Genomic DNA, 23,605 nt, shown 5'->3' on the forward strand with positions numbered 1-23,605 from the left:
GGCTATTCGATGCGGGTCGGCGCCCGGCACGGAAATCCACATTGTTGGTGGATCCCGGACGCCGGCGATGCTCATTCCGTACGGGCCTGCCGCACGTAACGCGCCAATTCACTGAAGGCCACGGCATTCGGGACCTCCCCGGCCGTGGCCGTCATGCCGGCCAGCCGGTCGCGCCGGTCCACCCGGACCATGCCGTTGCTGATCTCCACCTCGGCCACGTCCTGCCAGGGCACTCTGTCCCCGTCCTTGGCGATGCCCTCCCGGGAGAGCGCGAACGGCCCGAAGCGCACCTCGCCGCCCGTCTCGATCCGGGACATGTACTTGGGCAGCAGGCGCTCGGTCACGGCCGCCGACACGGTCTCCACCACGTCCTGGACGCGAGGGAACTCCGGGCCCAGGACCGCCTCGGTGCCGTCGTCGCGCACCAGCGCGCAGCGCCAGCTGACCGCGTCCGCCGACCCCATCCGGACGCCGGAGACGCGCAGCTCGCGGATGGCGTCCCAGGTGAAGGCGGTCGTGTCGCGCCTCGTCACCAGGATCAGGCCGTTCTCGTAGACGTACAGCATGCGGCCGTACCCCGGCAGCACGTCGCGGACCAGGACGCGGCCGGCGGCGCCGAGATAGCCGGCGGTCAGCAGCACGCTGAGCACCGTGGCCCAGCCGAACCCGTGGATCAGGAACCGCACGGCGAACGGCAGCAGCACGAGGCCGGGCAGCCCGAGGAACACCAGCCACGTGCGAGAACGGGGATTGACGGTGCGGGGATCATGCACGCTGTGCAGGTCTCCGAGCCGTTGGTCCTTCGCGAGGCTGTCGATGGGGGAAGGGGGAGTCACGTCTCTCAAGGGGACACCAGATCACAACCGTGGCCGACAGAACAACACTAATGCTCGCAAACCAACTAGCCGACCGCCGGAAGCGGCACAACATACTTTCGGCCGGGCTTCCGAGGGACGCACCGCGGGTATGCCGTCGGTGGCGAGCGTGGCCGGCGGGTGGCCGCCCCGGGTTCAGGCGGCGACACGCGGTCCGCGCTCACCCCGAGATCCGTTGGATACGGCCAAGATGGAGTCACCCCGTACGCCCTGATGGTTGGCTGCCTCCCAAATGACAATCACCCCCGCGCAATATTCGAAGGCACAGCGACGGCTCCTCACCACGCTCGGCGGCCTCGGCGTCGCCGCGCTGGCCGCGGGCACGTTCGTGCTGTCCTATGACGACCTGCGGCTGCTCGCGCTCCGCGGCGGCGCCGCCCGGCACTGGGCGTTCCTGTACCCCGGGATGCTCGACGGCCTGGTCGTCGTGATCATCCTGGCGATCCTGAGCGCCCGGCGGTCGGGCTGGTTCTCCCGCGCGGTGCGCTGGCTGCTGCTCGTGATCCTGATCGCCGGCGCCGGCGCGGCCGGCGTCCAGCGTGCCGTCAAGGGGTACGCGGTCCTGCCGGACACCCCGATCGACGTCGGTGTCGCCGTGGCGCCCTGGGCGATCCTGATCCTCGCGGTGTGGCTCTGGATCGCCATGATCAAGCAGGTGCTGAGCCGGCGGACCCGGCGTTCGCGGCGCGGCGAGCCGACCGAGGCCGATCAGCCGGCGCCGTCCGCACCGTCCTCTTCCGAGGCGGAGGCCGTGCCCGCGACCGTCGTGGACGGATCGATCATTCCGGGCCTGGACGCGGAGACGCGCCCGCTGCCGCGCCCGGGCTCCGTACGGGAGCTGGAGCCCGTACGCGAGCCCGCGCCGCCCGCGCCGCCCGCGACCGAGGAGAACCCCTGGGAGGCCGCGCGCCTCGATCCGGAGCCGTGGGAGGAGGACACCGAGCCGGTGCCGGCGGCGTCCTCCGCCGAGCAGCGCGAGCCCGCGGCGTGGGACGCGCTGTCGACCGGGTCGTCCCCGGAGACGGCGCGTCCGCCCTCCGCCGAGGACGACCCCGGCGCGTGGAGGGGAGAGATGAGGTTCGGCGCACCCGCGGCCGATGAGTCCTGGCGGCCCCCCGAGCCGGGCGACCCGGCTCCGGACTCCTGGCGCGGCGCCGAGCCGAACGATGACGGAGCCGACTCCTCGTCGAGCGGCCCGGCCACCGGGTCCTGGAAGCTCGCGGAGCCGGGCGAGGCCGCACCCGGCCGTGCGGCGGACGAGCCCGCCGCCGGCGGGGAGGCGAGCGGCGCGGAGCCGGGCGGCTCCGTTCCACCGTCGTGGGGCGGCGGAGAGGCCGCGGGCGACGACGCAACGGCCGATCAGGGGGCTGAGCCCGCCTCACCGGAGACGCGCGACGACGAGGCCGAGCCCGAAGACGAGGCCGACGACGAGCCCGCTCCCCTGCTGCCGCCGCTTCCCGGCCGGGCCGCGGCGGGTCCGGAGAGGCCCACCGGGCGCGCAGCGTCGCCGGCCGTCGCGCCCGCCGAAGACGCGACCGAGCCCGAATCCGACGTGGAGGCACCCGTGAACGACACGCCCGCCCAGCCCGCCGAAGAGGAGCCCAGACCCCGCTACGTCGCCCGGACCTCACTGCCGACCGACGTCAGGCTGGTCGGCCCGAAGCCCCGGACGCCCCTCGCCGACACCCAGCCGGACGGGATCAAGCTGCCGGTCACCAAGCCGGACGGCATCCCGATCGTGACAACGCCCCCGGACGACGAGCACGACACCTACGCCGACGAACGCGCCGAAGACCCGGAGGCCGGCATGGAGTCGAACCCGCCGTCGGGCAAGTTCCGCAGCGGCCCCACCCCACCCCGCGGCTGACGCCGGCGAGCGACCGGCTCGACTCCCCCAGGGCACGCCCCGGATACGGCCGCGACCGACCGCGCAACGCCTCTGGCGAGCACCGGCGATCGGCAGGATCGGGCGGGTGATCGGCTGGTGCACGAACCCGTAGTAGGACAGCCGGCGCTGAGACGGGGTCGAGCCTTATGGCGACGGGGTTCCGGCCGGCATCGGCGCCCGTGGCCGAGCATGTCCGCAATGCGCCGTGGCGGCTTGGTGAAAGCCGGGCTGAGGGGGAACGCTGAGGAGATGAGAACCTGGGTGCCCGTGCCTGAGGGCAGCGGCTTCGGAGTGAACAACCTTCCGTACGGCGTGTTCTCCCAGCGGGGTGAGCTTCCCCGGGTCGGTGTGGCGATCGGGGAGCAGGTGCTCGACCTGGCCGAGCTGGCGGCGTCCGGGCTGCTCGCCGACCGGCGGTGGTTCGCCGCGGGATCGCTGAACTCCTTCATGGCCGCCGGACGCCAGGTGTGGCAGCCGACGCGGGATCGCATCATGACCCTGCTCACCGACATTTCCTACCGCGACGAGGTCGAGCCCGCTCTGTATCCGATGAGCGACGTCGAGCTGCACATGCCGTTCACGGTGGCGGACTATGTCGACTTCTACTCCTCGCGCGACCACGCGACGAACCTCGGGCGGATCCTGCGGCCCGGGGACGAACCGCTGCTGCCGAACTGGACCCGCCTGCCGGTCGGCTACCACGGCCGGGCCGGCACGGTGGTGCCGTCGGGCACCCCGGTCGTACGGCCCTGTGGACAGCGCAAGGGCGAGCCGGAGCCGGTGTTCGCGCCGACGGCGAAGCTCGACGTCGAGGCCGAGGTCGGCTTCGTGATCGGGGTACCGTCGGCGCTCGGCCGGCCGGTGCCGACGGGCGCGTTCCGCAACCATGTGTTCGGTTTCGTGCTGGTCAACGACTGGAGCGCCCGCGACATCCAGGCGTGGGAGTACCGGCCGCTGGGCCCGTTCCTGGCCAAGTCGTTCGCGACGTCCGTCTCGCCGTGGGTGGTCCCGGTCGACGCGCTGGACGCGGCCCGCGTCCGCCCGCCGGCGCAGGACCCCGAGCCGCTGCCGTACCTGCGCTGCGACGAGCCGTGGGGCCTGGACCTCACCCTGGAGATCGAAGTGAACGGCCACGTGGTGAGCCGCCCGCCGTTCGCCGAGATGTACTGGACGGCGCCGCAGCAGCTCGCCCACGCGACCGTGAACGGCGCCGCACTGCGCACGGGCGACCTGATGGCCTCGGGCACGGTCTCGGGTCCGAGGCGCGACCAGCGCGGCAGCCTCATCGAGCTGACGTGGAACGGCACCGAACCGCTCGAACTGCCCGACGGCACGAAACGCGTCTTCCTGGAGGACGGCGACACCGTACGCATCACCGCCACGGCACCTTCCCCGGACGTCGACCCGATCGGCTTCGGCGAGGTGATCGGCACGATCTACCCGTCCCCCACCTGACCGGAGCCACGCCGCAACCGAGCGTCGCCGAGCAACGCGATCTCCGCCCGCCTCGCCCCTAGGTCCGGCTTGTACGGCCCGGTCGGCGTCTCTCCGGCTCTTAGCGGTAGACGAGGGCGGTGGCGACGGCGGCGATGCCCTCGCCTCGGCCTGTGAGGCCCAGGCCGTCGGTGGTGGTGGCTGAGATGCCCACCGCCGCGCCGCCCAGGGCCTCGCTCAGTGCCTTTTCCGCCTCCTGGCGGCGTGGGGCCACTCTTGGGCGGTTGCCGATGATCTGGACGGCCACGTTGCCGATCGTGTACCCGGCCTCCTCCAGGCGGCGGTGGACCTCCTGGAGCAGGGTGACGCCCGAGGCGCCCGACCAGCGTCTGTCGCTCGTGCCGAAGATGGCGCCCAGGTCGCCCAGGCCCGCGGCCGTCAGCAGTGCGTCGCAGATCGCGTGGGCCGCCGCGTCTCCATCGGAGTGACCTTCCAGACCGTCGCCCTCACCGGGCCAGTCGAGGCCGGCGAGCCGGAGGGGGCGACCAGAACCGAACGGGTGGACGTCGACACCGACGCCCACCCGTGGAAGAAGCGTGACCAAACCTCTAGCCCGCGAGGACTTCGTCGAGCAGCGCCTCGGCCTTGTCCTCGTTGGTCTTCTCGGCCAGCGCCAGCTCGCTGACCAGTATCTGCCGCGCCTTGGCCAGCATGCGCTTCTCACCGGCTGACAGGCCGCGTTCCTTGTCGCGCCGCCAAAGATCACGGACAACCTCAGCGACCTTGTTGACGTCGCCGGACGCGAGCTTCTCGAGGTTCGCCTTGTAGCGCCGCGACCAGTTGGTGGGCTCTTCGGTGTAAGGTGCCCGCAGCACCTCGAACACCCTCTCCAGCCCTTCCTGGCCTACGACGTCACGAACGCCGACGAGCTCGGCGTTCTCCGCAGGGACACGAACTGTGAGATCGCCCTTGTCGACCTTCAACACCAGGTAGGTCTTGTCCTGACCCTTGATGGCACGAGTCTCGATGGCTTCGATCCGAGCAGCCCCATGATGGGGGTAGACGACAGTGTCGCCGACCTTGAAAGTCATGTGACAAGTACCCCTTCCGCTATGGATAGGGTAGCACGCTGCGCGGACCCTCTGAACCGCCGTTCTCGACATATGCGCAGGTCAGCACGGTAATTAGGGTATTGACAAAGGTTGAATCGCGTGCAATAGCCGCACCTGCGGATCGGATTGGCCCGCACCGCGCACACAGCGGCGGAAGCGGCTCATACTGGAGGTGGACGGATCCGTAGCGGGTCGCCCGCCCCTGCGTCACGGGGTCTCGGCGCCCGCACGCGACCACAGCGGTCCGAGAAGGTAGGTGTGGCGTGGGGCTTCACGGCGACCATGACGACTACGGGCTGCCCAAGGTCGACGTCGTCGTACCGGATGACGCTCGGGAGCTCGATCGTGACGTCATCGCGTACCGACGTGAGCTGCGGCAACAGCGCCGTCGCGAGCGCTGGCAGCGCATCGGCCGGCCCTTCACGCGTTACGGCATTGCCGCCCCCTTCATCGCGAGCGCGGTGCTCATCGCCCTCATCAGCGGCGTGTTGATGACCGTCATCTCCCCCCGCCCGGGCCCGCGGGCGATCCAGGTGCCACCGACGGGGCCGCAGCGATCGCGTCCCGGCGACGTCGGCGGCGGTCTGCCCGCCGGCAATGTGATCTACCGCCATAAACCCGTTCCGGTGACCGAACTCATCAATGTCGCCGGAGTCGTCCTGGTCGTACCCCGTGAGTGCGGATGTGACGCAGTTGTGCGGAACATCATCCGGCAAGCCGGAACCCAGCGGCTTCAGGTATGGCTCATCGCGGACGACCGCTCGGGCAAGGACGACGACGCCGATGTGGCGCGTCTCGCCGCGAGCGCCCCGCCCGGTTCCGCCCTTCTCGCCGACGACCCCGACCGGGTCCTCTCCTCCACGTACCGGGCCGCCGGGCTGACCGCGGTGCTCGTCCGCACCGACCGCATCGTCCGTAAGATCCTCAAGAACCTCCAGACGGGCCGCGACATCACCGCCGACCTCCGCCCCCTCCAGACGCCGAGCTGACCCGAGCCGCCCTTGGGACGGCGCCTGGCCGCCCCGGGCGGATGCCGCGGCGACGCCGAGCCCGTCGCCGGACACCCCGGGCCAACGCCCGAGCCACCCCAGGCCGCCCCGGGGCAGGCGCCCGGACCGACACCGAGGCCGCCGCCAGGACCCCCGGGCCAACGCCTGAGCCGTCCAAGGACCGGCACCCGAGCCACGATGGCGGGGTCTCCGGCGGTCCGCCGGAGGCGCCCTCCCGGCCCCCCGCGTTCCTCCCTCGCGGCTAGCGCTACGCTTCCGTGTGGCGTTTCGCGCGCCTGTTGAAACATCCCGGAATAACCCGCAAGGAGAGTAGGCCGCCGTGAGCCGCAACAGCCGCCGGGCGCTCGCCACCGCCGTCGTCGGCGTCTTCGCCATCGCCCCGCTGGTGACCGCTTGCGCCGCCGGACGGCATCCGCAGAGCGCGATGCCCACCCAACTGGCCGAAGGCGTCAACGCCTCCGTGCACGCGCTCGACGTGCGCAACGCGTTCGTGCTCGGGCCCGCGCCGGGCAAGAGGCTGGCCGCCGGTGGCGACGCTCCGCTCTACGCGTGGTTCGTCAACAACGCGGCGTCCCCGGACCGTCTCATCGCGGCCGAGGCCCCGGGCGTGGCCCAGTCGGTGCAGATCGCCGGCGGCGCCCTCACCCTGCCTCCGGGCCGGCTCGTGAACACGGTGGAGAAGCCGGGCACCACGCCGTCGTCCCCGGCCTCGAGCCCCACGCCCACCCCACCGAAGACCCCCGCCAAGACTCCCGGCAAGACGGCGGGCCGCACCCGTACGCCGAGCGGGGGCGACGCCCCGAACACCACCAGCACGCCGCCGCAGAGCCCGCTGACGCCCGCGGCCGGCACGACTCCGACCGGCTCCACCCCGACCGGCGCCACGGCGCCGACCGCGGCGCCCTCGGCGTCGTCCACGCTGATCCTCAAGGGCCTGGCAGGGAACTTCTCCGGCGGTGAGACGGTACGCGTGACCCTGCACTTCCAGCAGGCGGGCACGCTGAACCTCACGCTGCCGGTCGTGCCCTGGAACGGCTACTACTCGACGTACTCCCCGGCGCCGGCCGCACCGCCGGCCCCGCCGGCCGCGCCGACCATGAAACCGCAGTCCACGCCGCCGGGTTCGACGCCCACGGCCACGGCCGCCAAGGCGCACAAGACGAAGAAGACGCGGAAGAAGGCCGCGGCCACCCCGTCGGCCTGAGAGACGGCCGAAGGTTCGCTGAGACGCCGAAGAGCCCCGCCCGTCACCGAGCGACGCGCGGGGTTCTTTCACGCGCTCCGCAGGCGCCGCTCGTACGAGCTACAAGGTCCGGGCATACCCCACGCCCGAGCAGATGGCGGTGCTGAACCGCACGTTCGGCTGCGTACGCCTGGTGTGGAACAAGGTCCTCACATGGCGACGCGACCGCTATCACACCCAAGGCATCACGACCTCCTACGCCAGACCGACCGCTATTTGACCGAGCTGAAACGCGACCCAGACTTAGCGTTCTTATCCGAGGTGTCCAGCGTGCCGCTCCAGCAAACACTGCGGCACCAGCACACCGCGTTCGCCAACTTCTTCACCGGGCGTGCCCGCTACCCCAGATACAAATCCCGCCAACGCAAGCAGTCGGCGACCTTCACCCGATCGGCGTTCCGCTGGCGACAGGGCCGCCTGTACCTGGCCAAGATGATGGACACACCGCTGGAGGTCGTGTGGTCCTGGCCGGATGTCGATCCCGCCTCGATCGAGCCGACGTCGGTGACGGTCTCGCGCGAGCCGTGCGGACGCTGGTACGCCTCCCTCGCCGTCGAGACCCCAGACCCCGAACAGGCTCCACCCACCGGCGCCGCGGTCGGTGTCGACTTGGGCGTCAAGAACTTCGCGATCACCTCCGACGGCGAGAAGATCCCCGGCGCTCGCCGCCTGGCCAGACGGCAGCGTAACCTGGCCCGCTATCAGCGGCGCATGGCCCGCAAACAACCCGGGTCGAACAACAGGGACAAAGCGAAGGCGAAGGTCGCCCGCGCCCACCGCAAGGTCGCCGCGTCCCGCGCGGACTTCCTGCACAAGACCAGCACCCGCCTGGTCCATGACCACGACGTCATCGTGATCGAAGACCTGGCCGTGAAGAACATGATCCGTAACCGACGCCTCGCCAAAGCCATCGCCGACTGCGGCTGGGGCGAGTTCCGCCGCCAACTCGAGTACAAGACCGCCAAGTACGGTCGCCGTCTGATCGTGATCGATCGCTGGTACCCCAGCTCCAAGACCTGCTCGGCGTGCGGACATCTGCTCACCGAGCTGAGTCTTTCCACCCGGGCGTGGCGTTGCCCATCGTGTCGCACCCTGCACGACAGGGACATCAACGCGGCCAAGAACATCCTGGCGGCAGGTCTTGCCGTGACGGCCTGTGGAGGCGACGTCAGACACCCGGGGTCCCCTCGGGCGCAGTCGCCACAGAAGCAGGAACTCCAGCCCGCGAGGGTCGGAATTCCCGTCATTCAGAGAGCGGGACGGGGAGTAGTCAATCGTCGGGCTCGAACTTGTAGCCCAGGCCCCGTACGGTGATGATGAAGCGCGGCGTCGAGGGGGCCGGCTCGATCTTGGCGCGCAGCCGCTTGATGTGGACGTCGAGGGTCTTGGTGTCCCCCACGTAGTCCGCGCCCCACACCCGGTCGATGAGCTGCATGCGGGTCAGCACCCGGCCGGCGTTGCGGAGCAGCACCTCCAGCAGCTCGAACTCCTTCAGCGGAAGCGGCACCTCACGGCCCGAGACGGTGACGACATGGCGTTCGACGTCCATGCGCACCGGCCCGGCCTCGAGCGTGGGCGGGGCGAGATCCTCCACGTCGCCGCGGCGGCGCAGCACGGCGCGGATGCGTGCGACGAGCTCGCGTGAGGAGAACGGCTTGGTGACGTAGTCGTCCGCGCCCAGTTCGAGGCCGACGACCTTGTCCACCTCGCTGTCCTTGGCGGTCAGCATGATCACTGGGACGTTGGACTTGGTGCGCAGCTCCCGGCACACCTCGGTGCCGGGCAACCCGGGCAGCATCAGGTCGAGCAGGACGAGGTCGGCACCGGCGCGGTCGAAGGAGTCGAGAGCGTCGGGTCCGGTCGCCGCGACGGCGACCTCGAAGCCCTCCTTCCGCAACATGTACGACAGTGCGTCGCTGAACGACTCCTCGTCTTCCACGACGAGCACTCGAGTCACTGGGGGGCCTCCCGTACGGTGGCTGGCTCAGGGGTTTCCTTCGCGATCGCGGAGGTTGTCAACAACGGCAGGCGGATGGTGAACGTCGATCCGGAGCCTTCCTTGCTCCAGACGTTGACCTCGCCTCGATGCCGGGTCGCGGCGTGTTTGACGATGGCGAGCCCGAGGCCGGTGCCGCCGGTCTGGCGGGACCGCGCCGGGTCGACCCGGTAGAAGCGTTCGAAGATGCGCTGCAGGTCCGCCTCCGGGATGCCGATGCCCTGGTCGGTCACGCTGATCTCCGCGTGCCGCTCGTCGGCGAGCCGGGTGCAGACGACCACGCGCGTGTGCTCGGGGCTGTAGGCGACGGCGTTGTCGATGAAGTTGCGCACCGCGGTGATGAGCAGTTCTTCGTCGCCGTGCACCTTGAGCCCCTCGCGGCCGCCGATGGCGAGGGTGATGTCCTTGGGCTCGGCCTTGAGCCGGCAGCGGTCCACGGCTTCGTGCACGACGTCGTCGAGGAACACGACCTTGGGTTCGGCCACCGGCTCGCCGCCCTGGAGGCGGGACAGGGTGATCAGGTCCTGGACGACGTTCGTGAGGCGTACGGACTCGTGCTGCATGCGCTTGGCGAAGCGGCGCACGGCCTCCGGGTCGTCGGCGGCGTCCTCGATCGTCTCCGACAGGAGCGAGAGCGCGCCGACCGGCGTCTTGAGCTCGTGGCTGACGTTGGCCACGAAGTCGCGGCGGATCGCCTCGACACGGCGCAGCTCGGTGAGGTCCTCCGCGAGCACGAGGACGAGGCCGGTCGTGCCCATCGGCGCGACGCGGACCGCGAACCAGCGGCCCTCCCGCCGGCCGTGGATGACCTCGATCTCCTCCTCGCGGATCTCCCCGTCGCGGCGTACGAGGCGGGCCATGGCCAGGAGGGCGTCGACGACGAGCCGATCACCGCTGACGAGACCGAAGGCACGCGCGGCCGAGCTGGCCCGCAGGACGCGGTCCTGGCTGTCGATTACCACCGCGGACGAGCGCAGGACGCTGAGCACCGAGGCGACGCCCGGGGGAACGCCCCCGGACGGCGTGGGAGGGGCGACGGGGCGCTGGGCACGCTCGCTGACGCGCACGGCCAGGGCGGTCACCAGACCGGTCACCAGGCCAGCGGCGCCGGCAAGAGTCGCGACAACCTCCACATCCACATCTTGGATCGTAGGCGGGGCGGTGACCAGGTCTGACCCCTCATGCGCCTACCTGCAAGGACGTTCGCGCAAAGTTAACCTGCCCCTCCACAGTCGTTCACGGCGGAGGACCATCCTGCTATGCGGATAGAACTGCCTGTTGAGCGCCAAAACCGTAAGGAATCACATGCGAGACGCTTACCACGAGGAGCTGGACGGTCTCTCCGACAAGCTCGTGGAGATGACGCGGCTGGTGCGGTCGGCGATGGCCCGCGCCAGCACCGCCCTGCTCGACGCCGACCTGCGCCTCGCCGAAGAAGTGATCAGCGCCGATGAGCACGTCAACAAGATCGAGACGGACATCGAGGAGACCGTCTTCGACCTGATGGCCCGCCAGCAGCCGGTCGCCAGCGACCTGCGGGCCCTCATCACCTCCCTGCGCATGGCCGGTGACCTGGAGCGGATGGGCGACCTCGCCGTGCACCTGGCCAAGACCGCGCGGCGGCGCCACCCCGAGTCGGCCATTCCGCCGGAGCTGCACGCGACCGTCCTGGAGATGGGGCAGATCGCCGAGCGCATGATCGCCAAGGCCGGCAGCGTGATCGCGTCGCAGGACGTCCAGATGGGCCTGGAACTGGACGCCGACGACGACCAGATGGACCGCCTCCACCGCCGGCTGTTCGACACGATGCTGTCGCCGAAATGGAAGCACGGCGTAGAGCCCGCCGTGGACATCTCCCTGGCCGGGCGCTACTTCGAACGCTTCGCCGACCACGCGGTGCACGTCGCGGAGGACGTCGTCTACCTGGTCACCGGGCAGCACCCCGAAGACATCGGCGACATCGCGGACTGACACCCCCGTACGCGAGAGGCCCCGGCGACCACCGGGGCCTCTTTCGTCTTCCCGGCCGGATCACCAGCCCTCCAGGAAGAGACAGAACAGAAACGGCCCCCCATCTGCGACAAAGAAGCAGGCGAGAGGGCCTTTCCGTGATCAGGACCACTTCTTGCCCTGGTTCTTGACCGCCTCGACGGAGGCCTCGGCGGCCCGCGTCGCAGGACGTCCAGGCGTGGTCATCGGCGTTACCGCCGGCCGCCCGTCGGCGTTCCGGCGGTCATCATGGCCTGGTGACCCGTAGGTGTCGTCGTTCGGCCAGTTCCTCCGCGCTGACCACGGTCAGGACCGGGGTGCCGGGCGGCGCGAACATGGTCACCACCAGCTGCGACTGCGCGTCCGGCAGGTTGTTGGCGCCCTGGATGTGGATCACGTCTCCCCCAGGCTCGAACACGGCGTCACCGGCCTTGAGCACCCTGGGCGGCTCCCCTTCCAGCTCGAAGAGGATCTCGCCCTGGGTCACGTAGCCGAAGAGCGGCCCCGGGTGACGGTGCGGCGGCGCGCCGGGGTCACCGGGCGGCAGGGTGACCCGGACGGTCCTGGCCTCGGATCCGGCCGGAATCCGGGCCGCCGCCTCCGGCAGGGTCGTGATCACCTCAACGCCTGGGGGCAGTTGGGGGTGCTCAGCGCTCATGTCTTCCTCCAAACAGGGATTGTCCGAAGTAACGACAAGACGAACTCCCCGTTCGTGACAGCCCCGCGCGGCAGACCCACCCGGCAGGCCCGCCCGGGTAAGGGCGGAGGCGCCGCCTCCGCACGGGAGCACGCCGTACCGGCCCTACGGAGGGCCCGGAGACACGAACGGCCCTCTCACCCGCGGCGGAAACGCGGGTGAGAGGGCCCTTCCGTGATCAGGACTACTTCTTACCCTGGTTCTTGACCGCCTCGATGGAGGCCTCGGCGGCCGCCGGGTCGAGGTACTCGCCGCCCTTCTTGCGCGGCTCGAAGTCGTCGTCGAGGTCGTACAGCAGCGGGATCCCGGTCGGGATGTTCAGGCCCGCGATGTCCTCGTCGGAGATGCCGTCGAGGTGCTTGACCAGCGCACGGATGGAGTTGCCGTGCGCCGCGAGCAGCACGGTCCTGCCCGAGGCGAGGTCCGGGACGATCGCGTCGTACCAGTACGGCAGCAGCCGGTCGACCACGTCCGCGAGGCACTCGGTGCGCGGGATGAGCTCCGACGGCAGGAGCGCGTAGCGCGGGTCGTCGACCTGGGACAGCGGGTCGTCGTCGGCGATCGGCGGAGGCGGCGTGTCGTAGGAGCGGCGCCAGGTCATGAACTGCTCCTCGCCGAACTCCTCAAGCGTCTGCTTCTTGTTCTTGCCCTGCAGCGCGCCGTAGTGCCGTTCGTTGAGCCGCCAGGACCGCCGGACCGGGATCCACAGCTGCTCCGCCGCGTCGAGCGCGATGTTGGCCGTACGGATCGCGCGCTTGAGCACCGAGGTGTGCACGACGTCGAGCTTCAGGTCGGCGTCGAGCAGCAGGTCGCCCCCGTTGACCGCCTCTTCTTCGCCCTTCTCGGACAGGTCGACGTCAACCCAGCCGGTGAAAAGGTTCTCGGCGTTCCAGACGCTCTCTCCGTGCCGGAGAAGTACCAATGTCGCCATAGCCAGCGAGCCTACTGGGTCGGTCTTCTCCGCCGGAGCACGCGGGTCGCCCATCGGCGCAGCGAAGGGTCAGGCCTTGCGGGCGACGCCGGCCAGGAAGTACGGACGGCGGTACTTCTCGGCGATGCGGCGGGTCTCCACCGAGTCCGGGCGCCACTGGGCGACGTTGACCACGCCGGGTTCGAGGAGTTCGAGGTCGCCGAAGAAGCCCCGGATCCGGTCCGGGGTACGGGGCAGGATGGGGGTCGTGGAGTGGCGGTAGACCTCGGTGACGCCGGGGACCGACGCGGGAAGCGCGTCGCCGCAGACATGGCTCAGCACGAGGTGGCCGCCCGGCGGCAGCGCGTCGCGGAAGCGCGCCACGATCGCGTCGGGGTCGTCGGCGTCGGGGACGAAGTGCACGATCGCCACCAGCAGGATCGCGATCGGCTGGTCGAAGTCGAGGCGCTTGCGCACCTCGGGGTCGTCCAGGATGTCCTCGGGGCGGCGCAGGTCGGCCTGGACGATGTCGACGTTCTCGTTCCCGCCGAGGATGGCGCGGCCGTGGGTGAGCACGACCGGGTCATTGTCGACGTAGACCACGCGGGCGTCCGGAGCGACGCTCTGGGCCACCTCGTGGACGTTGTTCTGGGTCGGCAGCCCGGTGCCGATGTCGAGGAACTGCCGGGTGCCGGTCTCGGCCAGGTGGCGTACGGCACGGCCCATGAACGCCCGGTTCTGCTGGGCCGCGAGCCGGATCTGCGGGGCGAACTCCAGGGCCTTCTCGGCGGCCTCCCGATCGGAGGCGAAGTTGTCCTTGCCGCCGAGGTAGTAGTCGTACATCCGGGCGACGTTGGGGGTGCTCAGGTCGACCTCGCGTGGTTCTCCGGCCTGGTCCGCCACGATGTACCCCCCGTCCGTTCGCTCACGGACAGAACTTAACCACCACTCGCCACAATCAGTAACGGAACCGTACAGAAAAGTGAAACGCGTTTCAATCGGCTGCGCCTGGGATTATCCGGGCGAACGCCTGGAGGTTGGCGAGGCTCTCCCCGCGCTTGACCCGCCAGTCCCACTCCCGCTGGATCGAGCCGGCGAACCCGATCTCCAGCGCGCGGTCGAAGTTGTCGTCGGAGTAGGTGAGCACGCAGCCGAGGATGCGGTCGATCTCCTCGGGCGTCACCGCCGACAGGGGAAGCCGGCCGACGAGGTAGACGTCACCGATCTGGTCCAGCGCGAACGCCACGCCGTACATCCCGCCGTTCTTACGGAGCAGGAAACGGTAGAACTCCTCGTGGTTCTCGTCCGGCTGGCGGCAGAAGAACGCCTCGACGTGCAGGCTGTGCTCGCCGGCGACGAGCCACGTCATCGTGGCGAGCTTGTGCTGCCCGGGCAGCTTGACCAGGTAGGCACCGGGACGCGGCCGTTCGTACTCCAGCCCCTGGTCGTCCAGGATCGCCTTGAGTGAAGCATCCACGGCGCCGGCCATGAGACCTCCTTCGTCGGAGGAGAGACCAGGTGCGCGCTCGTCGATTCACTCGCTTCGCTCGCTCATGATCACTCCTCAGGTCGCTCTCGAAAGCCACCATCATCCACGACGCGGACCGACGCCGACGCGACCGGAACCTACGCCGAAGCGGCCATCGCCCGCTCCCCCACGGCCTGCGTGTAGACCTCCAGCAGCCGGTCGACCGTCGTCTGCCAGCCGAACGCCCGGCTGTGCCGTACGGCGGCGCGGGACATCCGGCGCAGCCGCCGCGGGGCGCTCAGCAGGTCGGCCAGCACACGGGCGTAGTCGACCGGGTCGTGTCCGCGCACCAGCACCCCGGACTCGCCGTCGCGTACGGCCGTGCGCAGGCCGCCGACGCCGGCCGCGACCACGGGCGTGCCGCACGCCTGCGACTCGACCGCGACCAGCCCGAAGGACTCACTGTGGGACGGCACGACGGTGACGTCGGCCGCGCGGTACCAGTCGGCCAGCTCGGCCTGGGGGCACGGCGGTTCGAAGCGCACGATGTCGGCGACGCCCAGGCGCGTGGCGAGTTCGACCAGCTCCGTGGGGCGCGTACGGCCCGAGCCGCTGGGGCCGCCCACGACGGTGACGAGCAGGCGTTCGCGCAGCCGCGGGTCGCGCTCCACCATCGCCGCCGCGGCGCGGACGAGCACGTCCGGGGCCTTCAGCGGCTGGATGCGGCCGACGAACAGCAGCACCGCCCGGTCCCGCGGCACGCCGAGGCGGTGGCGCGCCTCCTCGGTGTCCTCCGGCGTGAACGTCTCCAGGTCGACACCGGGCAGGACGGTCTGCACCTGGTGCGGGCCGGCGTCGTACAGCGTGCGGAGCTGGTCCGCCTCGTCGGCCGTGTTGGCGATCAGGCGGTCGGCGCTGTCGACGACCCGCTGCTCGCCCAGCACCCGGCCGAGCGGCTCGGGCGTGTCCCCCTCGGCGAGCGCGGCGTTCTTGACCTTGGCGAGCGTGTGCATCGAGTGGACCAACGGGACGCCCCAGCGCATGCGCGCGGCGTGGCCCGCCTGCCCGGAGAGCCAGTAGTGAGAATGGATCAGGTCGTAGTGGCCGGGCTCGTGGGCGGCCTCCGTACGCAGCAGGCCCGAGGTGAACGCGCACATCTGGCGCGGCAGCTCGGTCTTGTCGAGTTCCTCCAGCGGCCCGGCGGTGACGTGCCGGACCATCACGCCGGGCGCCAGCTCGACGTCCGGCGGCAGCGCCCGCGAGGTGGCCCGCGTGAACAGGTCGACCTCGATGCCGCGCTCCGCCAGGCGCCTGGCGACCTCGACGATGTAGACGTTCATTCCCCCGGCGTCCCCCGTACCCGGCTGGTCCAGGGGCGACGTGTGAACACTGATCGTCGCCACCCGGGCAAGACATGACACGGACACCACCTCCGATAAGAGAACCTATCCACCGCAATGCGACATTCCCCCGCCGGGTGTCCCCGGTCGGCCACTCCGCAAACGGCTGCGATGATGGCTCCCGTGCGTAAGACAGCAGTGGTGACCGGGGCGAGCAGCGGCATCGGCGCGGCGACCGCGCGCAGGCTCGCCGCCGAGGGGTTCGACGTCGTACTGGCCGCGCGGCGGCTCGACCGCCTCGAAAAGCTCAAGGTGGAGATCGACTCCGCGGATCCGGCCGGGCGCCGTCCCACCGCGGTCCACGCGCTGGATGTGACCTCGGCGGAGTCGGTCGCCGCCCTCGCCGAGGCGGTGCGCCGGTGCCACGTGCTGGTCAACAACGCGGGCGGGGCGTTCGGCCTGGACCCGGTCTCGGCCGCCGACGCCGACGACTGGCAGCGCATGTACGACACCAACGTCCTCGGCCTCATGCGGATCACCAAGGCCCTGCTGCCGAAGCTGATCGACAGCGGCGCCGGCCACATCGTCAACATCACCTCCCTCGCCGGGCACGCGGTGTACGAGGGCGGCGCCGGCTACACCGCGGCCAAGCACGCCGCGGCGGCGGTCAACGACACGCTCCGGCTGGAGCTGTACGACCAGCCGGTGCGGGTCACCGAGATCGCGCCCGGCATGGTGGCGACCGAGGAGTTCTCGCTGGTCCGCTTCAAGGGCGACGCGGAGAAGGCGGCCAAGACGTACGAGGGCGTGGCCGAGCCGCTGGTCGCCGACGACGTCGCCGACTGCGTCGCCTGGGCGGTGACCCGGCCCGCGCACGTCAACATCGACCGAATCGACGTCAAGCCGCGCGCCCAGGCCGCCCCGCACAAGGTCCACCGGGTCTGAGAGACCCCACGCGCGGCGCATGGCCGGGGTACGGCGTCCCGAGGGGACGATCACACGCGGCAAGACGGCCCCGAACCGGCTGCGGCGGGTCGACCGCTGGATCGTCCGCGTCCACGGCCCGCGGCTGCGCCGCCAGGAGCGCCCGCTCGTCGTGGACCTGGGGTACGGCGCCTCGCCGATCACGACCGTCGAGCTGTTCGGGCGGCTCCGCGCGGTGCATCCACGGGTCGAGGTCGTCGGCGTCGAGATCGACCCGGAACGCGTCGCGGCGGCCCGGCCGTACGAACGGGAGGGGCTGTCGTTCCGGCTCGGCGGCTTCGAGCTGCCGGTCGGACGGCCGGCGGCGCTGATCCGTGCGTTCAACGTGCTGCGGCAGTACGAGGAGGCGGAGGCCTGGCGCGCCTGGGACCGGCTCTGCGGGGGCCTGGCGCCCGGCGGCGTGCTCGTGGAGGGCACCTGCGACGAGATCGGCCGCCGCGCGGTGTGGGTGACGCTGCACGGCACGGACGGTGGAGCGCCGGGGGTTCCGGCGCCGCGTGACCCGGCGGAGGGCGCCGGTGCCCGGGGAGCGTCCCGGCGCCGCGGGCCGGGAGAACGGCGGACGGCGCTCCGCCCGCGCGCCGGCGTACCGCAGATGATCACGTTCGCCGCGCACCTCGCGACGCTGTCCCGCCCCTCGGAACTCACCGAGCGGCTGCCCAAGACGCTGATCCACCGCAACGTGCCCGGAGAGCCGGTGCACGCGCTGCTGACCGCGTTCGACCGTGCGTGGGCCACGGCGGCGCCCCGGTCGGTGTTCGGCCCCCGCCAGCGGTGGATCGCGGCGGTGGAGCTGCTCTCCCGCGAGCTCCCGGTGCACACCGCCCCGCCGCTCGGCGGCCGTGGGCGGTGGCGGCTCGGCGAGGTGACCGTGCCCTGGTCCGCCGTCGCTCCGCGGCCGACCGGCCCCTGACCACGAGTCAGCGGATTTCGATCACTGACCGGCGGTGGCACTCACCGGGCCGGGGCGCCTCCGACGGCCGGGACGCCGCCGTTCGGAGGCCGGAGCCGTGGAAACCCTGACCTCCGCGTCAGGGGTTCAGCGCGCGGGCGAACGCGGCGTACACGTCCTCGCTGAACAGCACGAACCGGGCCTCCTCCACCGGGGACTCCGTCTCGCGTACGGTGCCGACCGCGATGCGGGCCGCGTCGTCGAGCGGCCAGCCGTAGATGCCCGCCGAGACCGCCGGGAAGGCGACGGTGCGGGCGCCCAGCTCGGCGGCGACCCGGAGCGACTCGCGGTAGCAGGAGGCGAGCAGCGCGGACCGGTCCTCCGACTTGGCGTACACCGGCCCGACGGTGTGGATCACCCAGCGGGCGGGCAGCCGCCCGGCGGTCGTGGCCACCGCCTGCCCGGTCGGCAGGCCCCTGCCGTACTTCGAGGCCCGCAGCCGCCGGCACTCCTCCAGGATCTCCGGCCCGCCCCTGCGGTGGATCGCCCCGTCGACTCCCCCGCCGCCGAGCAGCGAGGAGTTCGCCGCGTTGACGACCGCGTCGGCGTCCTGCTCCGTGATGTCCCCCAGGACCAACGTGATGCGCATGCGTTGTGACCTTTCACGATAGTTGGCCTTTTTGCATTGAGTTTGGCCCTGGAGCTTTCGCTGGAGATTGTCGTTGACTGCGTCAGACCTGGCCGGTCCTGGCGGCCATGACGGCCATGACGGCCTCGTCGCGTCCAGCGCCTCCATTCACCAACTGACTCGTGAGCTGCCGCATGGCCGGAGGCGAGTGCATGCCGGGCTGATCATGCAGCGTCCATCGCCGGCAATCGCGGCAGCTATAGCGTAGCGATAATGGCGATCGCCAGCAGTTTGACACTTATTTCCTTCATTCCAGCCGAGAGCTTTATCATGCTGAAGGCGTCCCACGACAATGCCGGACGAGACACCGACATGCACGGCGAATTCATGAATTAGCGCAAAGGTCTTGGGCGCCGCCGTGGCACCTCATAGGCGGCCGAATATTCCGGCGGTATAAGGGCTTGTGGTAGACGATCTCCCGCCCGTTAGCGTTTTCTCATCGCCCGCGAGAACTGCGTCCTGGCGCTGTAAACCTCAGACAGGAGCCGGATCCACTGAGCCTTTTCCACCAGCGTTGAGCGGCGCGCTGATCACAGCATGATCGCGTGCGGTGTGGCGGGCCCGGAACGTGAAGAAACCCCTGGTAGGACGAGTGATCTTCCACAACCGCACGTCCTGGCCAGAGGTTCCGCATGCTTTTCTATCGTTCTTCGCTGCCGTTGTCGCGTTCGACCCTGACCTACCTGAGCGAGGTGCTGCGCCGGCACCGCAAGCAGATCGGCAGTGAGAACCGTGCGCTCACCACCGGGCAACAAGCGTTGCGGACATGTCCTTGGCGTTACGGGACATCAACCGCACCGCGCCATCGGCTACGTACGCTGTGCTGCGGACCCCGTCCCACTTCAGCTCGAACCCGAAAGCATCGTCGTTCTCGGGCAGGCCATGCCGGAGCACGGCCATCATCGGCGCGATCAGACCCGGTAGCTCTCCCATGAGAAACCCCATCGGCAGTCTAGGGACGCCGATTCGTGGTCTGCAGCTCTGACCTGGCCTGATCCCACTGTTCCTCACCGTCCGGTGCTGATCCGGCGCCCAGGGCCCGGACGATGTCGCCGTGCCAGCGCTGCAGCTGGCAGCTGAACCGCACCGGCGACCTACTCGAGATCCCGCCGGGGTCTCAGCTGGGCAGTCATCGCGGCTGACTGGTCGTGGAGCGCGGCCGCCTCGATCCTGTCCATGTATTCAGCGAGCCGATCTGGCGGCCGGGGGATCGAGTCACCACGGCGGAACGCGCCGATGCAGCGCTGCTGCCTGCGGCCCACGTGGCTGCCTGCAAATGCTGGCGGGCTGACGTCGACCGGCTCCCGAGGCCGGGAGCGACATCGGAGCTCATCCGGTACTGCCCGAGTTGATCGCTACCGAACTCGCCGAGATTCGGGAGGTCCGCGAGCAGACCCGGGCAGGGAACGCGACCGAACTCCCGGGATCCGGCAAGTCCGCGAGCAGACCCGGGCAGGGAACGCGAGGCCATGCAGCGTCGCCAGCGCATCGCGGCGGCCCTCCCCAAGCAAGGCCTCACCGTCCGCGATACCGGCGCCGACCTCGGCATTCCTACCAGCGCGCCCACCGAATGGTCGCCTGACACTGCACTGCTCACCTCGATATGCGACCGCTGCTCGTGCACATTTGGGCATTGCCCCCTGCGCGAACGCGAGCTAAAGTCCGGGAAATCGATCGTAAACGTGCATACATGTGCACGTTCTGCGCGAGAGGCTGGTGACCAGTGTCAATCGCACGACGTCGGGTTTCCGTGACGATCGCCGGACTGAGTACCGTCCTGATTCCCGCTTCCCTGCTCGCAGGGGGTTCGGCGGCCGCCGCTCCAGAATCACCCCGGGTCACACAGGCCTCGGACGCCAGCATCACGATCACGGAACCGGCCCAGGACGGTTCCCCCGCCTACACGATCACGGTGAACAAGGCCCCTTTCCGGATCACTACCAGTCGCGGGGGGCGGACGGTCCTGGCGACGACCACCCAGTCCGCGTCGGCATCCTCGTCACCGGTCACGTTCACGGCCGGGGGCTCGACGTATGCGGCGACACGGGTCACCGGCTCCAGGTGGACCCAGGGAAAGCTCACCCTCTCGCTGGCGACCACCGACCCGGGCTACCACGTCACCTACAACCTCACCCCCAAGGCAGGCCAGTACCAGGTCGCCTGGACGGTCACGGGAGACAGTGCCGGATCGGTCGATGCCGTTGGGGAGAACTACGTCCTGTCCTCCGCGGGCTACTGGTACGGGCAGGGCTTGACCACGACCCCGCAGGGCGGCCCGATCGAAGATCAGCCCTGGCCGCTCAACGCCGGCGACGTCGACAACGAAGGAATGGGGCCGTCCTCGCACGACAGGAACAACCCGTTCTGGTACACGTCCAGCTCGACCGGACTCTGGGTCAACACCAACAACGACATGAACGTGCAGATCAACCATGGTCAGAGTGGGCTGGGCAGCTTCGCCGTGACCGGGACGAACAGCTACAACAGCACGGTCTTCGTCGAGTCCACGCCAAGGTCCGTGTACGGCGACTACGTCGCCATCGCCGGAACTCCCCAGCACCTTGATGACCCCGAGGCCTATTTCCGCACGCCGACCTGGAACACCTGGGCCGAGTTCAACACGAACGTCACCGAGGACAACTTCCTCGCCTATGTCCATCAGCTGGCGGACAACCACATTCCGGGTCACGCCATCCAGATCGACGACGGGTGGAACAGCAATTACGGGGACTACACCTTCGACAGCACCAAATTCCCCACTCCGAAGGCGATGTCGGACGAGGTCCACAAACTCGGCTTCGACCTGGGGCTTTGGATGACTTTGTGGATCAACAAGGGAACGAAGAACTTCGACTACGCCAAGGAGCACGGCTACTTCTTCAAGTCCAAGGCCAACCCGGACGATGTGTGCCTGGTGCCGTGGTGGAACGGAGAGCAGGGCGCGGGCATCGTGGACCTGGCCAACCCGGACGCCCGGGCCTGGTTCAGCGGCATCATGCACAACCTCATGACCACGTACGGCGTCGACGGCTTCAAGTTCGACACCCGGTTCTACGCCCCCTCGTGTGCGCCGGACGCGGGGTACACCACCCGTGATTACCTCGAACTCGCGCACCAGTTCGCCGACGACTTCGACATGCAAGGACTCGGGCTCACGGCCGCCTGGACCGGCACCCAGCGCTACGGCTTCGCGATGCGGGACAACGACAAGGGCACCGACTGGCACTCCTACCAGGCGGCTCTCGCCCAGGTCCTCTCCCTCAGCACCGTCGGCTACCCCTTCGTGGAGACCGACATGATCGGGGGCTCGTCCGGTGCACCTGAGAATCCGCCGACCAAGGAGGTCCTGGTCCGGTGGGCCCAGGCCGCTGCCCTCATGCCGCTCGAGTACGCCTCCACGTCACCGGCCAACCCGCGCTATGACAAGGAGACGATCGACCTGTACCGGGCGGCGATGACGCTCCACGAACGCCTGACCCCCTACATCCTCAAGCAGGTGCCGCGGGCCGTGAAGACCGGCGAGCCCATCATGAAGCCGATCTTCTTCGACTTCCCTGACGACAAGGCCAGCTACACCCTCAGCAACGAATGGCTGCTCGGTGATTCGTTGCTGGCCGCACCGGTCGACAGCGACACGACCACGCGGGACGTCGACGTGCCGGCGGGACAGTGGTACGACGTGGCGCGCCAGCGCGTGGTACATGGACCCACCACCCTGCGAGCCTATGGGGCGAACCTCGCCCAGGTGCCGATGTTCGTACGCCTCGGCACCCCCGACACGGGGATGCTCATGCGGGCTCTTCACACCGGCGCGAAGTAGGAACTCATGATCGACTCTGGGGTCACGACATGACGTTGATACTGGTCGTGTGTCACGGTGATCTCGCCCCGGCACTCGTCGACACCGCGCGGATGATCGTGGGCGACGCCGGACGCGTGACACCAGTCCGGTTCACCCCTGGCATGGGTCCCGACGATCTGACCGAGGCCGTGGAAGCGGCGCTGAGGCCGGAGGCCGACGGGCCTGTTCCGCTGATCCTCACCGACCTGGTCGGCGGCACGCCCGCCCGGATCGCGGCGACCCTTACCGCGGCCGGACGGGCGGAGACCGTCACCGGCGTCAACCTCTCGATGCTGGTCGAGGTCCTCCTCTCCGACCAGGCGCAACCCGCCACGGAACTCGCCACCCTCGCCGTACGGGCCGGCAGTGACGGTGTCCAGGACCTCGGCCGGACCCTCCGCGAGCAGGGAGTCCTGCCATGAGCGAGCGAAGCGAGTGAATCAATGAACACAGCGCCCGTGATCACACCTCCGACGAAGGGGGACTCATGAGCTTGTTCCAGGCCCTCTTGGGGGCGGTCATCGTCGGTCTCGCCTATTTGGCCAGGCGTATCGGCGGTGATCCGCAGCTGGAGCGACCCATCATTCTCGGTCCGGTCTTCGGCCTGATCCTCGGTGATCTGCACAGCGGCATCATCATCGGCGGCACCTTGGAACTGATCTTCATCGGCGCCGCGCCATTCGGCGGCACCGCGCCGCCCAACGTCGCGATCGCCACCGCCGTGGGTACCGCCTTCGCGGTGGAGAGCCACCAAGGTGTCCAGGCCGCCCTGCTGGCAGCGATCCCCGCCGCGGTGGTGGGGACCCTGTTCGAGCTGTTCGCCAAGACCGCCTGCTCGTTCCTGGTCCACCCGGCCGACGAGGCGGCCGAGACGGCGTCCGCATCCCGCATCATGGGGATCATCTGGATCGCCAACGCGATCCACTTCCTCGCCTACGCCGTCCCGACGTTCCTCGCGCTGTACTTCGGATCCGGCGCCGTCAACTCGATCAGCCACGCGCTGGACGGCGACGTCGGCAACGGTCTGAGCGCCGCCGCCGCGATCCTGCCCGCGGTCGGCTTCGGCATCCTCCTGTCGGCGCTCTACACCAAGAAGCTGTTCCCGATCTTCGTGGTCGGCTTTCTCCTCGCCGCGTACACCGATTTCACCGTCATCGGCATCGGCCTGCTCGCCACCGCCCTGGTGCTGGTGCTCCTGCCCCGCACCCGGTCCGCCGCGCAGATCCCCTAACCGAGAA

Annotated in this window: 23 protein-coding genes and 1 pseudogene; 12 read left to right on the forward strand and 12 right to left on the reverse strand. The window is 69.8% G+C overall.

Translation table 11 applies throughout. The annotated features are described in order from the left end of the window. Positions 1–71: 71 nt before the first annotated feature. The gene (locus tag ABEA10_RS47105; protein ID WP_329243765.1) at positions 72–836 is read right to left on the reverse strand and encodes a DUF6585 family protein; all 765 of its coding nucleotides are present in this window, start codon (positions 834–836) and stop codon (positions 72–74) included. Between the two features lie 271 nt (positions 837–1,107). Between ABEA10_RS47105 and ABEA10_RS47110 the strand changes: the two genes are divergently transcribed. Further along, the gene (locus ABEA10_RS47110) at positions 1,108–2,742 is read left to right on the forward strand and encodes a DUF2637 domain-containing protein (protein ID WP_345475232.1); all 1,635 of its coding nucleotides are present in this window, start codon (positions 1,108–1,110) and stop codon (positions 2,740–2,742) included. A 270-nt stretch (positions 2,743–3,012) separates the two neighbouring features. Beyond that, entirely contained in the window at positions 3,013–4,218 is a 1,206-nt protein-coding gene (gene fahA / locus ABEA10_RS47115; protein ID WP_345475233.1) for a fumarylacetoacetase, read from the forward strand. A gap of 100 nt (positions 4,219–4,318) precedes the next feature. On the opposite strand, the gene ispF is transcribed toward fahA, so the two are convergent. After that, a complete protein-coding gene (ispF, locus tag ABEA10_RS47120; protein ID WP_329243773.1) occupies positions 4,319–4,780 on the reverse strand; it encodes a 2-C-methyl-D-erythritol 2,4-cyclodiphosphate synthase in 462 nt (153 codons plus the stop codon). 25 nt (positions 4,781–4,805) lie between these two features. Then, complete coding sequence (locus ABEA10_RS47125) at positions 4,806–5,288, reverse strand: CarD family transcriptional regulator (RefSeq protein WP_285568317.1); 483 nt, start codon at positions 5,286–5,288, stop codon at positions 4,806–4,808. A gap of 284 nt (positions 5,289–5,572) precedes the next feature. Between ABEA10_RS47125 and ABEA10_RS47130 the strand changes: the two genes are divergently transcribed. The 3 genes and pseudogenes from ABEA10_RS47130 (at position 5,573) to ABEA10_RS47140 (ending at position 8,876) form a co-directional block, all read left to right on the forward strand. After that, entirely contained in the window at positions 5,573–6,298 is a 726-nt protein-coding gene (locus tag ABEA10_RS47130) for a hypothetical protein (RefSeq protein ID WP_345475234.1), read from the forward strand. Positions 6,299–6,638: 340 nt separating this feature from the next. Further along, positions 6,639–7,523: a hypothetical protein gene (locus tag ABEA10_RS47135; protein WP_345475235.1), complete on the forward strand. Its 885-nt coding sequence runs from the start codon at positions 6,639–6,641 to the stop codon at positions 7,521–7,523. Between the two features lie 133 nt (positions 7,524–7,656). After that, a pseudogene (locus ABEA10_RS47140) lies at positions 7,657–8,876 on the forward strand (RNA-guided endonuclease InsQ/TnpB family protein). Here the strand turns inward: ABEA10_RS47140 and ABEA10_RS47145 are convergent. Both ABEA10_RS47145 and ABEA10_RS47150 read right to left on the reverse strand, forming a co-directional pair. Further along, a complete protein-coding gene (locus ABEA10_RS47145) occupies positions 8,833–9,510 on the reverse strand; it encodes a response regulator (RefSeq protein ID WP_486303806.1) in 678 nt (225 codons plus the stop codon). The pseudogene ABEA10_RS47140 and the gene ABEA10_RS47145 sit on opposite strands and share 44 nt — an antisense overlap. 5 nt (positions 9,511–9,515) lie before the next feature. Continuing rightward, a complete protein-coding gene (locus ABEA10_RS47150; protein ID WP_345475237.1) occupies positions 9,516–10,697 on the reverse strand; it encodes a sensor histidine kinase in 1,182 nt (393 codons plus the stop codon). A 166-nt stretch (positions 10,698–10,863) separates the two neighbouring features. On the opposite strand from ABEA10_RS47150, the gene phoU reads away from it, so the two are divergent. Further along, on the forward strand, positions 10,864–11,529 hold the full coding sequence (gene phoU, locus ABEA10_RS47155) for a phosphate signaling complex protein PhoU (RefSeq protein ID WP_345475238.1): 666 nt from the start codon (positions 10,864–10,866) through the stop codon (positions 11,527–11,529). A gap of 265 nt (positions 11,530–11,794) precedes the next feature. On the opposite strand, the gene ABEA10_RS47160 is transcribed toward phoU, so the two are convergent. The 5 genes from ABEA10_RS47160 to mshA form a co-directional block, all read right to left on the reverse strand. Next, positions 11,795–12,205 (reverse strand): cupin domain-containing protein, encoded by a 411-nt coding sequence (locus ABEA10_RS47160; protein WP_345475239.1) that lies wholly within the window; start codon positions 12,203–12,205, stop codon positions 11,795–11,797. Positions 12,206–12,428: 223 nt separating this feature from the next. Beyond that, the gene (locus tag ABEA10_RS47165; protein WP_345475240.1) at positions 12,429–13,175 is read right to left on the reverse strand and encodes a phosphoglyceromutase; all 747 of its coding nucleotides are present in this window, start codon (positions 13,173–13,175) and stop codon (positions 12,429–12,431) included. A 69-nt stretch (positions 13,176–13,244) separates the two neighbouring features. After that, positions 13,245–14,057, reverse strand: coding sequence for an SAM-dependent methyltransferase (locus ABEA10_RS47170; RefSeq protein ID WP_345475241.1), 813 nt, complete (start codon positions 14,055–14,057; stop codon positions 13,245–13,247). A 91-nt stretch (positions 14,058–14,148) separates the two neighbouring features. Next, positions 14,149–14,643, reverse strand: coding sequence for a type III secretion system chaperone family protein (locus ABEA10_RS47175; RefSeq protein ID WP_345475243.1), 495 nt, complete (start codon positions 14,641–14,643; stop codon positions 14,149–14,151). A gap of 137 nt (positions 14,644–14,780) precedes the next feature. After that, on the reverse strand, positions 14,781–16,043 hold the full coding sequence (gene mshA / locus ABEA10_RS47180) for a D-inositol-3-phosphate glycosyltransferase (RefSeq protein ID WP_425551058.1): 1,263 nt from the start codon (positions 16,041–16,043) through the stop codon (positions 14,781–14,783). 102 nt (positions 16,044–16,145) lie between these two features. Here mshA and ABEA10_RS47185 point away from each other — a divergent pair, with 102 nt between their 5' ends. Next, on the forward strand, positions 16,146–16,907 hold the full coding sequence (locus tag ABEA10_RS47185) for an SDR family NAD(P)-dependent oxidoreductase (protein ID WP_345475244.1): 762 nt from the start codon (positions 16,146–16,148) through the stop codon (positions 16,905–16,907). A 19-nt stretch (positions 16,908–16,926) separates the two neighbouring features. After that, on the forward strand, positions 16,927–17,859 hold the full coding sequence (locus ABEA10_RS47190) for a class I SAM-dependent methyltransferase (protein ID WP_345475245.1): 933 nt from the start codon (positions 16,927–16,929) through the stop codon (positions 17,857–17,859). A 118-nt stretch (positions 17,860–17,977) separates the two neighbouring features. Here the strand turns inward: ABEA10_RS47190 and ABEA10_RS47195 are convergent, their stop codons facing one another. Beyond that, entirely contained in the window at positions 17,978–18,487 is a 510-nt protein-coding gene (locus ABEA10_RS47195; RefSeq protein WP_345475246.1) for an O-acetyl-ADP-ribose deacetylase, read from the reverse strand. Between the two features lie 252 nt (positions 18,488–18,739). Here ABEA10_RS47195 and ABEA10_RS47200 point away from each other — a divergent pair, with 252 nt between their 5' ends. Beyond that, a complete protein-coding gene (locus tag ABEA10_RS47200) occupies positions 18,740–18,862 on the forward strand; it encodes a hypothetical protein (RefSeq protein ID WP_345475247.1) in 123 nt (40 codons plus the stop codon). Between the two features lie 402 nt (positions 18,863–19,264). Here ABEA10_RS47200 and ABEA10_RS47210 read toward each other — a convergent pair whose 3' ends face one another. Beyond that, positions 19,265–19,471, reverse strand: coding sequence for an ATP-dependent DNA ligase (locus tag ABEA10_RS47210; protein WP_345475271.1), 207 nt, complete (start codon positions 19,469–19,471; stop codon positions 19,265–19,267). A 967-nt stretch (positions 19,472–20,438) separates the two neighbouring features. On the opposite strand from ABEA10_RS47210, the gene ABEA10_RS47215 reads away from it, so the two are divergent. The 3 genes from ABEA10_RS47215 to ABEA10_RS47225 all read left to right on the forward strand — a co-directional run bounded on the left by ABEA10_RS47215 (position 20,439) and on the right by ABEA10_RS47225 (position 23,598). Beyond that, complete coding sequence (locus tag ABEA10_RS47215; protein ID WP_345475248.1) at positions 20,439–22,346, forward strand: glycoside hydrolase family 31 protein; 1,908 nt, start codon at positions 20,439–20,441, stop codon at positions 22,344–22,346. A 29-nt stretch (positions 22,347–22,375) separates the two neighbouring features. Next, positions 22,376–22,789: a PTS sugar transporter subunit IIA gene (locus ABEA10_RS47220; protein WP_345475249.1), complete on the forward strand. Its 414-nt coding sequence runs from the start codon at positions 22,376–22,378 to the stop codon at positions 22,787–22,789. 65 nt (positions 22,790–22,854) lie between these two features. After that, positions 22,855–23,598: a PTS mannose/fructose/sorbose/N-acetylgalactosamine transporter subunit IIC gene (locus ABEA10_RS47225; RefSeq protein ID WP_345475250.1), complete on the forward strand. Its 744-nt coding sequence runs from the start codon at positions 22,855–22,857 to the stop codon at positions 23,596–23,598. The last annotated feature ends 7 nt before the right edge of the window (positions 23,599–23,605 follow it).

Origin of the sequence: Actinoallomurus oryzae, from assembly GCF_039541955.1 — a bacterium.
Lineage (GTDB): Bacteria > Actinomycetota > Actinomycetes > Streptosporangiales > Streptosporangiaceae > Actinoallomurus > Actinoallomurus oryzae.